The organism is Nocardia tenerifensis NBRC 101015, assembly GCF_000308715.1.
In the GTDB taxonomy this organism is placed as follows: Bacteria; Actinomycetota; Actinomycetes; order Mycobacteriales; family Mycobacteriaceae; genus Nocardia; species Nocardia tenerifensis.
In genome coordinates, this window is sequence record NZ_BAGH01000341.1 from 1 (window position 1) to 11,081 (window position 11,081).

Sequence of the window (11,081 nt, forward strand, 5' to 3'; positions counted from 1 at the left end):
ACCTGGAGGTGCGCCGCGCCGCCGACGTGCTCGAGGCGATGGACCCCGACGACGCGGCCGACCTGCTCGGCGAGCTGCCGGTCGGCGAGGCCGAATCGCTGCTGGCCCTGATGGATCCGGAGGAGTCCGAGCCCGTCCGCAGGCTGCTCGAGCACTCCCCGTACAGCGCGGGCGGTTTGATGACGCCGAAGCCGGTGATCCTGACGCCGTCCACCACGGTCGCCGAGGCGCTGGCGCGCGTGCGCAACCCCGACCTGACGCCCGCGCTGGCCTCGATGGTGTTCGTCGTCCGGCCGCCCACCGCCACGCCGACCGGCCGCTACCTCGGCTCGGTGCACATCCAGCAGCTGCTGCGCGAGCCGCCCGCCCATCTGGTCGGCGGCATTCTCGACGCGGACCTCGCCCCGCTGCGCCCCGAGGTGCCGCTGAGCGAGGTGACCCGCTACTTCGCGACCTACAACATGGTCTGCGGACCGGTGGTGGACGAGGAGAACCACCTGCTCGGCGCAGTCAGCGTCGACGACGTGCTCGACCATTTGCTCCCCGATGACTGGCGCGATCAGGAAGAGCTGCACGAAGGGATCGTCGGACATGAGTGACAAGGTCGGCGGCGCGCGGCAGCGGCTGGAGACGCCGGTCGAGTCTCGGTTCCGGATCGATTGGGACGCAGAGGCGCTCGCGCGCAGCAGCGAGCGGGTCGCCCGCTTCCTCGGCACCGGGCGTTACCTGGCCATCCAGACGATCGTCGTGGTGGTCTGGATCGCGTTGAACGTCTTCGTCATAGCCTTGCGCTGGGATCCGTACCCGTTCATTCTGTTGAATCTGGCGTTCTCCACACAGGCCGCCTACGCCGCGCCCCTGATCCTGCTGGCGCAGAACCGGCAGGACAACCGCGACCGGGTGTCGCTGGAGGAGGACCGCACGCGGGCCGCACAGACCAAGGCGGACACCGAGTTTCTCGCCCGCGAACTCGCAGCGTTGCGGATCGCGGTCGGCGAGGTCGCCACACGCGACTATCTGCGCAGGGAATTGGAGGAGATCAAGGACATGCTCGAGCGCCTCGACGGCGCGGAGAACCCCACGTCGCAGCGCAAGAAAAACTCCGGTCGCAAGCAGACGTCGAGCCCGGTTTCACCGGGCGTAGCTGATGATTGACCGGAAATACCGAACAACTACCTGACTGGTGGGTAACCTGGAGAACGTTGTCCCGAGCGGCCAGAATTTGGAATGTCCCGGACAGCCGCTCAAACGACGTAAGGATTGGTGTGGCTGAATGCGTATATCTGCTCCGATAACCGTCTCGGCCCTGGTCGTCGCCGGTCTCGTCGCCACCGGCTCCACCTCCGATCCCACGTCTTCGACGGGCGCGCCCACCGCACCGGAGGCCTTACTGGCTTCGTCCACGAATCCCGCTGGGGCGAGCGAAGCTTCGGGCGCCGCGAGCGACACGGGACTGTCTAAGACAGTCGGCCTGCTGCCGGTCACCCAGGAGGCTCCCCGCAAACTGCGAGCTATGACCCCGTTGGACGGCTCGGCGCCGTTCGCGGGACGTGTGCCGCTGCAGGAGATCTCGCTGCCGCTGGTCGGCGGCGCGCTCGGCATTCCGGAGATCGTGCTCGCCGCGTACCGCAACGCCGAACTCGCGCTCGAGTCGTCCACGCCGGACTGCGGGTTGTCCTGGAGTCTGCTGGCGGGCATCGGCCGGATCGAATCCGGGCACGCGAGCGGCGGACGCACCGACGCGGCCGGCACCACGGTCACCCCGATCTACGGCCCCGCGCTCGACGGCACGCTGCCGGGCAACGAGATCATCAAGGCCGCCAGCGGTGGTTACGTGCGCGCGGTCGGCCCCATGCAGTTCCTGCCCGGCACCTGGACCCAGTACGCCGCCGACGGGAACGGCGACGGCGTCGCCGATCCGAACAATGTCTTCGACGCCGCGCTCGCCGCGGGCAAGTACCTGTGCTCGGGCGGGCTGAACCTGCGCGACCAAGCCCAGGAACTGCGGGCGATCCTGCGCTACAACAACTCCACGGCCTACGCGGCCAACGTGCTCAGCTGGGCCGCGGCCTACCGCACCGGCGGCGCGCCGACGCAGGTGAACATCTCGCCCGAGCTGATCCCGCCCGGCCGCGCGCCCATTCCGATGCCGGACATGACGGCCGTGACCTACACCAACCCGACACCGGGCAGCACGGTCCCCGCGGCGCCGCAGACGAGCACCACCACGACGACCCCGACGCCGACCGAGGTGATGATCACCATCCCCGGCCTGCCGCCGATCCCCTGCGGCATCTTCTGCCCGCCGCCGCCGAAGCCGCTCAATCCCTGTGAGCCCGTGGTCATTCCGGCCCCCATGCCGCAGCCGGGCGAGCCGGCGGAGGCCGCGGTCGTGCCCGGCGCGCCCGCCCAGAGCTTCGGCGCGGGAACGGTCGCGCCCAAGGATCCGGCGCACCCGGAGCAGCCCGTCATGCCGGTCTGCACGCCGCCGGACGCCCAGCAGCGCGCGCAGGCGCCGCAGCAGACGGCGCCGCAGCAGTCCGCACCACAGCAGCAGGCCGTGCCCGCCCCGCAGGCGACGCCGGAGGCCCCGCCGACGGTCACGGTGGATCCGACACCGTCTGTGGACGGGGCGCCGGCCCCCGAAACGACGGCGCCGACCCAGCAGCCCGGCATCACATTGCCGTTCGGCATCGTGATCCCGCTGCCCCCTGCCCCGCAGGGCTGAGACCAAACTCGATGCAGGTCACAAAGGAGTAACAAAAAGGTCTCGGATGCGGTAGTCTCCTCTTCGTCAGATCACGAAGGGCTCATCGAGCCGTTGGAGGGTCACCGCACAGTGGGGCGTCACCGAAAGCAACCGGCTGTCACCGTAAAACGCAGCTCGGTTATCGCATTGACCGGATTGGTTCCCGCTGGACTGATGGCATGTACCGCCGCGTCCAATGTGGGTAATGGGGTCGAGGCCGCAGCAGCGGCGGAGCACCTCCCGGTCGACAGTCAGGACGTGCAGGGGGCGGAAACCACTGCGCTGCTGACGGATCCGGGCGCGACGACCGAGTTCGTCGCCAACAAGATGGCGAAGCCGAGCGGGCCGCCGGTGGTGAAAAGCGTTGCGCTGGCGGATGGTCGGCAGATGGCGGCGTTGCCGTCGGGCCCAATGGGCGTGCCGGGCATCGCGGTCTCGGCCTACCAGAACGCCGAGCGCATCCTCGCCGAGGAGAACACCGGCTGCAACATGCCGTGGACGATGCTGGCCGGGATCGGCCGCGTCGAGTCCACCCACGCGTACGGCAAGGCCGACGCCGACGGCAACCCGCTCACCGCGGTCTACGGCCCGGTGCTCGACGGCAGCCTCTACGGCAACCACGTCATCCGCGACACCGACGGCGGCGAGCTGGACGGCCTGGCCGGGTACGACCGCGCGATCGGCCCGATGCAGTTCCTGCCGCAGACCTGGAAGCGCTACGCCGCCGACGGCAACGGCGACGGCATCGCCGACCCGCAGAACCTCTTCGACGCGGCCCTGACCGCCGGAAAGTACCTCTGCGACGGCGGTTTGAACATGCGCGACCTCGCCCAGCAGTCCAAGGCGATCCTGCGCTACAACAACTCGATGGCCTACGTCGCGAACGTCATGGCCTGGGAGACCTCCTACAGCACCGGGGTCGCACCACGGGCCGGGGATCTGCCCAGAATTTGACACGCCTAAAATTCCTGCCATGCCAGTAGTTACGGAATCGGATGTGCGGGGTGCGCTCGCGAAGGTCGACGATCCGGAGATCCGCAAGCCGATCACCGAACTGGGCATGGTGAAAAGCGTCGCGATCAACGCGGACAGCAATGTCCACATCGAGATCTACCTGACCACCGCGGGCTGCCCGCTGCGCACCGAGATCATCCAGCGGGTCACCAAGGCCGTCGCCGACGTGCCCGGCGTCGGCGCGGTCAGCGTCGACCTCGACGTGATGAACGACGAGCAGCGCACCAACCTGCGCAAGCAGCTGCGCGGCGACTCGGCGGACCCGGTCATCCCGTTCGCCCAGCCCGGCTCGCTCACCCGCGTGTACGCGGTCGCGTCGGGCAAAGGCGGCGTCGGCAAGTCCAGCGTCACGGTCAACCTCGCCGCCGCCATGGCCGCGCGCGGGCTCTCGGTCGGCATCCTGGACGCCGACATCTACGGTCACTCCATCCCCCGCATGCTCGGCACCGACGCGCGGCCGACCCAGGTCGAGAAGATGATCATGCCGCCGCAGGCGCACGGCGTGAAGATGATCTCCATCGCGCAGTTCACCAAGGGCAATACGCCGGTGGTGTGGCGCGGGCCGATGCTGCATCGCGCGCTGCAACAGTTCCTCGCCGACGTGTTCTGGGGCGACCTCGACGTGCTGCTGCTCGACCTGCCGCCCGGCACCGGCGACATCGCCATCTCGATCGCCCAGCTGATCCCCGGGCCGAGATCCTCGTCGTGACCACCCCGCAGATCGCCGCCGCCGAGGTGGCCGAGCGCGCGGGCGCCATCGCGCTGCAGACCCGCCAGCGCATCGCGGGCGTCGTGGAGAACATGTCCTGGCTCGACCTGCCCGACGGCAGCCGGATGGAGCTCTACGGCTCCGGCGGCGGACAGGTGGTCGCCGACCGCCTCACCCGCGCCGTCGGCGCCGACGTACCGCTGCTCGGTCAGGTGCCGATCGAGCAGGGCGTGCGCGAGGCGGGCGACGAGGGCAACCCGATCGTCCTGCGCGACCCCGGCTCCCCCGCCGCCAAGGCGCTGCTCGACGTCGCCGACAAACTGGCCGTGCGCCGCCGCGGCCTGGCCGGCATGTCGCTGAGTATCGACACCACCCGGCGGGGATAACGCAAGGGCAGCCCGCGTATTCACCCACGTCGGCGACCGGCGATACTGCGGTAGACCTGTCAGCCCGTCCCGGTGAGTTACTCAGGTAGACGCGCAATCAGTTGTCCGGGTGGCTTCGATGTCTGATTTCCGCGTGGGCATCGTTCGCGTGGTGTCGGTGGGTGCCCATAAGCTCAAACCATGCTCACGTTGCTGCTCTACGTGCTGATCGTCGGTCTCGTCGCCGCGGTGCTCTTCCTGCTCGCCAGTGCGGTATTCGGGCGGGCCGAGGAGTTGGGGCCGCTGCCGGAGGGGACGACGGCGACCGTGCTGCCGGCCGAGGGGATCTCCGGCACCGATGTCCGGGGCCTGCGGTTCCAGCAGGTGGTGCGCGGTTACAAGGCGTCCGAGGTGGATTGGGCGCTGGACAAGCTCGCCGCCCGGATCGACGAGCTACAGCATCAGCTCACCGAAGCGCAGGCCGCGCGCTGGCAGACGCCGGTCGCCCCGGAACCGAAGTGAGCCCGGCCGAGCAGGCCGTCGCCGAGGACGACGGCCGGATCCGCTGCGCCTGGCCGCTGCAGACCCAGCTGTACCGGGACTACCACGACTTCGAGTGGGGGAAGCCGCTGCACGGCGACGACGCCCTCTTCGAACGGCTGTGTCTCGAGGCGTTCCAGTCGGGTCTGTCGTGGATCACCATCCTGCGCAAGCGGCCAGCCTTCCGTACGGCGTTTGCCGGATTCTCGATCGAGCGCGTCGCCGAGTTCGGCGAGGCCGATACGGCCCGCCTGCTCGCCGACCCCGGCATCGTGCGCAACCGGCTCAAAATCGAGGCCGCGATCGCCAACGCCCGGGTCGCCCGCGACCTCGACATCGGGCTGGACGCCCTGCTCTGGTCGTTCGCTCCGGAGCCGCGGCCACGCCCGCGCACGAGCGCCGATGTGCCCGCCACCACACCCGAATCCGTCGCTCTGGCAAAAGAATTGAAGCGGCGCGGGTTCCGCTTCGTCGGCCCGACCACGGCCTACGCGCTGATGCAGGCGACCGGGATGGTAGACGATCACCTGGCCGATTGCTGGGTCGGCGGTGACGTGTCCGGCACAGTCCGACCGGTCACTTTTTGAACTCAGGTATCCGTCCACATCCGCGATAGGGAAGAATGGGACAGGTGTAGCTCGCCAAATGCCGGCGAGCTCGCTGGTTGGTGACAACTGGAGTTCCAAGAAAGTGCGCAGCATATCGCGCAGATCTGGAGGGAGCAGAGGATGGCGGCCATGAAGCCCCGTACCGGGGACGGTCCCCTCGAGGCAACCAAGGAAGGGCGTGGAATCGTCATGCGGGTTCCACTCGAGGGTGGCGGGCGTTTGGTCGTCGAACTCACACCGGACGAGGCCGCGGCGCTCGGCGACGAACTGAAGAGTGTCACCAGCTGATACCTCAGCGCTGGCCGCGGTGGCCGGTCTGCTGGCTTGCCCGGAATGCGCGCTCGCACTCGAGCCGCAGGACCGGGTATTGCGCTGCGGACACGGGCACAGTTTCGACCTCGCCAAGCAGGGTTACGTCAGCCTGCTGACCGGTGCGTCGACCAAGATGACCGGTGACACCGCGGCCATGCTGGACGCGCGTGCCGCCTTTCAGGGCGGGGGACATTTCGCACCCATCGCCGCCGCGGTAGCGGAGGCGGTCGGGCCGGACGCGCATGCGCCCGGCACAGTGCTGGAGGTGGGCGCGGGCACCGGCTACTACCTGGCCGGTGTGCTCGACGCCGCACCGTCGACCCGTGGCATCGCGCTGGACGTGGCGAAACCCGCCGCCAAACGCTGCGCCCGCGCGCATCCCCGGGTCGCCTCGGTGCTCGCCGACGCCTGGCGCGGCCTGCCCGTCCGCGACGGCTCCTTGCGCGCCGTGCTGTCGGTGTTCGCGCCGCGCAACCCCGCCGAGGTCGCGCGCGTGCTCACCGAGCACGGCCGGTTCGTCGTCGCCGCACCGACCGAGCATCATCTGCGCGAGCTGATCGGCCCGCTCGGCATGGTGACCGTCGACCCGGACAAGGATCGCCGGATCGACGCGGCCATGTCCGGTCACTTCGTCGCGGTCGACCGCGTCGTCGTCGAGTACCCGATGAAACTCACGAGGGCGGACGTGGCCAACGTGGTCGCCATGGGTCCCTCCGCGCACCACGCCGCCGAGGACGCGCTCGTCGCCGGCCTCGCCGACACCACCGAGGTCACCGCCTCGGTCACGGTCGCCACCTACCGCCGGGCCTGAGGGCCGGGAGCCGCGAACCTCAGCCCTTGCGGACCTGCTCATAGACCCCGACGGTCTGCGCCGCGATCTGCGACCAATCGAACTCGGCGATCGCCCGCTCCCGCCCGGCCGCGCCGAACGCCGCGGCCAGCGCCGGATCACCGGCCACCTCGTTGACGGCCGCGGCCAATCCGTGCTCGTACTCCTGCGCGGCACTCGGGTCGTAATGCACCAGCCGTCCGGTGCTGCCGTCGTCGACCACCTCCGGGATGCCGCCGACGTCCGAGGCGACCACCGCGGTCGCGCACGCCATCGCCTCGAGGTTCACGATGCCGAGCGGCTCGTACACCGACGGGCACACGAACACCGTGGCGGCGGCCAGGATCTGCCGGATCTGCTCGGTGGGCAGCATCTCGCGCACCCAGAACACATTGCCCCGGCGCCGCTGCAACTCCTCGACCGCGGCGGCGGTCTCCGCCTCCAACTCCTTGGTGTCGGGCGCGCCCGCGCACAGCACGAGCTGGATGTCGGGGTCGAAGTCGCGGGCGGCGGCGAGCAGATGCCCGACGCCCTTCTGCCGGGTGATCCGCCCGACGAACGCCACGATCGGCCGGTCGGTGCGCACGCCGAGCACGGCGAGCACCGGCCGCGCACCCGCTGCGGCGGGCCCCGGGTACCACATGCCCGCGTCGATGCCGTTGTGCACGACGTGAACTCGATCCGGATCCACCGCGGGATAGGCGTCGAGGACGTCGTGGCGCATGCCCTCGCTCACCGCGATGATCGCGTCCGCGTGCTCGACCGCGTTGCGCTCCGACCACGACGAGAGCCGATAGCCGCCGCCGAGCTGTTCGGCCTTCCACGGCCGCCTCGGCTCGAGCGAGTGCGCGGTCAGCACGTGCGGGATGCCGTAGAGCGTGGCCGCCAGGTGTCCGGCGAGGCCGGTGTACCAGGTGTGCGAGTGCACGACGTCCACCTGCCCCGCGGCGTCGGCCATGCGCAGCTGCGCCGACATCATCTGCACCGCCGCGTTCGCGGCGTAGAGCTGCGGATCGGGTTGGTGCACCACGGCGTCGTTGCGCGGCACGCCCATGCAGTGCACGGTGACCTCGCACAATCGCCGCAGCTGCGCGGTCAATTGCGTCACATGTACCCCGGCTCCGCCATACACCTCCGGGGGGTACTCGCGGGTCAGCATCGCGACCCGAAGGCGGTCCTGCGCGCCGGCCTCCGCCGTCGAGCGGCCGGTGTCCGTGCCGAAACTCACCAGCTTCAAAGTAGACGTTCACCTTCGCTGGGGCCACTCGCGCGGCGGTTAGCCGGTAGTTTGGCAGGTGTGAGGAGCCAGCCGCACGTACTCGGGATCGTGCTCGCCGGTGGCGAGGGCAAGCGACTCTTTCCACTCACGGCCGATCGTGCCAAACCGGCGGTGCCGTTCGGCGGCGCGTACCGACTGATCGATTTCGTACTCAGTAACCTGGTCAACGCGGGTTTCCTGCGACTGTGCGTGCTCACCCAGTACAAGTCGCACTCGCTGGACCGCCACATCTCCCAGACCTGGCGACTGTCCGGTTTCGCCGGTGAGTACATCACCCCGGTGCCCGCCCAGCAGCGCCTCGGCCCGCGCTGGTACACCGGCAGCGCCGACGCGATCATGCAGTCGCTGAACCTGATCTACGACGAAGACCCCGATTACATCGTGGTTTTCGGCGCCGACCACGTGTACCGGATGGACCCGGAGCAGATGGTCAACCATCACATCGAGTCCGGCGCGGGCGTCACCGTCGCCGGAATCCGGGTGCCGCGCAGCGAAGCCAGCGCGTTCGGCTGCATCGACTCCGACGAGTCCGGCCTGATCACGCAGTTCCTGGAGAAGCCCGCGCATCCGCCGGGCACGCCCGACGATCCCAATGTCACTTTTGCGTCAATGGGCAACTATGTCTTCACCACCAAGGTGCTGGTGGACTCGATCAAGGCCGACGCGGACAACTCCGACTCCGACCACGACATGGGCGGCGACATCATCCCGTCGCTGGTCGCCGCGGGGCAGGCCGGCGTCTACGACTTCGCCGACAACGAGGTGCCCGGCGCGACCGAGCGCGACCGCGGCTACTGGCGCGACGTGGGCACCATCGACGCGTTCTACGACGCGCACATGGACCTCGTCTCGGTGCATCCGGTCTTCAATCTGTACAACCGGCACTGGCCGATTCGCGGCGCCGCCGAGAACCTGCCGCCCGCCAAGTTCGCCCAGGGCGGGCTGGCGCAGGAGTGCATCGTCGGTGCGGGCAGCATCCTGTCGGCCGCCACGGTGCGCAACTCGGTGCTCAGCTCCAACGTGGTGATCGAGGACGGCGCGACCGTCGAGGGCAGCGTGCTCATGCCGGGCGTGCGGATCGGCCGCGGCGCGGTGGTGCGCCGGGCGATCCTGGACAAGAACGTGGTCGTCGGCGAGGGCGAAATCATCGGCGTCGACCTGGCGCGCGACCGCGAGCGTTTCGCGGTCAGCAACGGTGGTGTGGTCACCGTTGGCAAGGGCGTGTGGGTGTAGCGAAAACGATGGACAGCGGGGCGGTCCGGCCAGGAAGATAGGTTCATGAGCCGGCGCGCACGGTCCGATCCCGCGCTGAAACATGTTCGTACACTGACCGCTTCGCTCGAGGTGCCGCGGCCGTGGCACCTGGCGACCTTCGTCGATCAGGTCGCGACCCGGCTGGGCAAGCCGATCGCGCTGTCCCCGCAGCCGGACCTGACGGCCAACGGATTTCCGTGCGGCGTGGTCATCGAGCGGCCGGATCGATTCGTCGTCGCCTACGACGCGGCGAGCTCGGGCTACCACACCGACCACATCGTGCTGCACGAGATCGGGCACCTGCTGCTCGATCACGCGGGCTACGTCTCGCCGCACGACCGTGCGCGAACGCTGACGCAGTTGTTCGCCGACGTCGACCCCGCCGTCGTGCTGCGCGTGCTGGCCCGTACCGACTACGACGACATCATGGAGAGCCAGGCGGAGTTGTTCGCCTCCCTGGTGCTATCCGAAACCGACGCGCCCCGTGCGGGTTCCGCGCTCGGCCGGGCGATCTTCCGGCGCTAGCGGATCCGATGCCGCCGACCGTCGTCACGCTGCCGATCACGGCGGCGGCCTGGCTGCTGGTGACGATCCGCCTGCTCTGCTTCCGCGCGACGCTGGTCGACCGGCGCTTCAACGTGCTGCTCGCACTGCTGACCGGGATCCTCACCACGCACGAACCGACGCTGCGCCTGCACCTCAGCGCACTCACCGGCGGGCGGCTGAGTATCGGGTTGATCTATCAGCTCGGCGCCGTCGGGTTCATGGTCACCACCGCGGCGACCCTGCTCCTGGCGGCCGCGATGCTCGGCCGGGCGGCGTCGGCGGTCGCCGTCTACGGGTGCGCGGGCGCGTCCTGCGCGGTGGCGCTGCTCTGTAGCGGGCTCGCGCAGGGGACGAGCCCGTACACCATGTACGAGCAGCCGGGCCCGGGGCAGTTCGGCTTCTGGCTGGCGCTGGCGCCCATGTCCTACTGGATGGTCCTGCACACCGGCCGCGTGTGCGTAGCCGAGATGCGCGAACAGCACGACCGCCGCGAACGCGCCCTGCACGCTCTGATTCTCGGGGCCGCCGGGACGGTCCTGCTGATGTTCAGCTTGACCCTGCTCAGCTGCGGCCTGCGCGCGTTCGGCCTCGAGAGTGGGCTGACGCGTGCGCAGGTCGTCATCGACGACCACACCGTGTTCGTCCAGGTGCTGCCGTTCTTCGGCATCGGCGCGGTGCCCCTGGTGTTCCGGCTCGTCGATCGCGCCGGGCTCGACGCCTGGTCGCGTCACCGAAAGCGGTTGCTGCCGTTGTGGTTCGGGCTGACCGCAGTGTGCCCCGAGATCGTTCATCGCATCTCGATGCCGGTCGAGGGGCACCGCAGCCGGTATTACCTGCACCGCACGGTCATCGAGATCCGCGACAGCGTGCTGATTC

12 protein-coding genes and 1 pseudogene are annotated in these 11,081 nt (G+C 69.4%); 12 read left to right on the forward strand and 1 reads right to left on the reverse strand.

Going from position 1 to position 11,081, the window contains the following annotated elements; genetic code table 11:
• The 9 genes and pseudogenes from ON39_RS26620 to ON39_RS26655 all read left to right on the forward strand — a co-directional run.
• A partial coding sequence (locus tag ON39_RS26620) for a CBS domain-containing protein (protein ID WP_040738533.1) occupies nucleotides 1-599 on the forward strand: 599 nt, incomplete at its 5' end.
• Complete coding sequence (locus ON39_RS26625) at nucleotides 592-1,155, forward strand: DUF1003 domain-containing protein (protein ID WP_040738534.1); 564 nt, start codon at nucleotides 592-594, stop codon at nucleotides 1,153-1,155. The genes ON39_RS26620 and ON39_RS26625, both read left to right, overlap by 8 nt.
• A 118-nt stretch (nucleotides 1,156-1,273) precedes the next feature.
• Nucleotides 1,274-2,728, forward strand: a complete 1,455-nt coding sequence (locus ON39_RS26630) for a lytic transglycosylase domain-containing protein (RefSeq protein WP_040738535.1) — start codon at nucleotides 1,274-1,276, stop codon at nucleotides 2,726-2,728.
• Between the two features lie 111 nt (nucleotides 2,729-2,839).
• Nucleotides 2,840-3,703 (forward strand): lytic transglycosylase domain-containing protein, encoded by an 864-nt coding sequence (locus ON39_RS26635; protein ID WP_040738536.1) that lies wholly within the window; start codon nucleotides 2,840-2,842, stop codon nucleotides 3,701-3,703.
• 19 nt (nucleotides 3,704-3,722) lie between these two features.
• Nucleotides 3,723-4,858 (forward strand): annotated as a pseudogene (locus ON39_RS26640) (Mrp/NBP35 family ATP-binding protein).
• 180 nt (nucleotides 4,859-5,038) lie between these two features.
• Complete coding sequence (locus tag ON39_RS26645) at nucleotides 5,039-5,359, forward strand: DivIVA domain-containing protein (protein WP_040738537.1); 321 nt, start codon at nucleotides 5,039-5,041, stop codon at nucleotides 5,357-5,359.
• Nucleotides 5,356-5,964 carry a DNA-3-methyladenine glycosylase I gene (locus ON39_RS26650; protein WP_040738538.1) on the forward strand — a complete coding sequence of 203 codons (609 nt, stop codon included), beginning with the start codon at nucleotides 5,356-5,358 and terminating at the stop codon, nucleotides 5,962-5,964. Before ON39_RS26645 ends, ON39_RS26650 begins: the two co-directional genes overlap by 4 nt.
• Before the next feature lie 141 nt (nucleotides 5,965-6,105).
• Nucleotides 6,106-6,273: a DUF3117 domain-containing protein gene (locus ON39_RS47585; protein WP_011211259.1), complete on the forward strand. Its 168-nt coding sequence runs from the start codon at nucleotides 6,106-6,108 to the stop codon at nucleotides 6,271-6,273.
• A complete protein-coding gene (locus ON39_RS26655) occupies nucleotides 6,260-7,108 on the forward strand; it encodes a putative RNA methyltransferase (RefSeq protein ID WP_051187132.1) in 849 nt (282 codons plus the stop codon). Before ON39_RS47585 ends, ON39_RS26655 begins: the two co-directional genes overlap by 14 nt.
• Nucleotides 7,109-7,127: 19 nt before the next feature.
• Here ON39_RS26655 and glgA read toward each other — a convergent pair whose 3' ends face one another.
• The gene (glgA, locus tag ON39_RS26660) at nucleotides 7,128-8,285 is read right to left on the reverse strand and encodes a glycogen synthase (RefSeq protein WP_040738542.1); all 1,158 of its coding nucleotides are present in this window, start codon (nucleotides 8,283-8,285) and stop codon (nucleotides 7,128-7,130) included.
• A 138-nt stretch (nucleotides 8,286-8,423) separates the two neighbouring features.
• Between glgA and glgC the strand changes: the two genes are divergently transcribed.
• The 3 genes from glgC to ON39_RS26675 all read left to right on the forward strand — a co-directional run.
• Nucleotides 8,424-9,638, forward strand: coding sequence for a glucose-1-phosphate adenylyltransferase (glgC, locus tag ON39_RS26665; protein ID WP_040738539.1), 1,215 nt, complete (start codon nucleotides 8,424-8,426; stop codon nucleotides 9,636-9,638).
• Between the two features lie 45 nt (nucleotides 9,639-9,683).
• Entirely contained in the window at nucleotides 9,684-10,184 is a 501-nt protein-coding gene (locus ON39_RS46145; RefSeq protein WP_051187134.1) for a hypothetical protein, read from the forward strand.
• An 8-nt stretch (nucleotides 10,185-10,192) separates the two neighbouring features.
• Nucleotides 10,193-11,081 (forward strand): DUF6545 domain-containing protein (locus ON39_RS26675; RefSeq protein ID WP_040738540.1); only part of this gene is annotated, 889 nt, incomplete at its 3' end.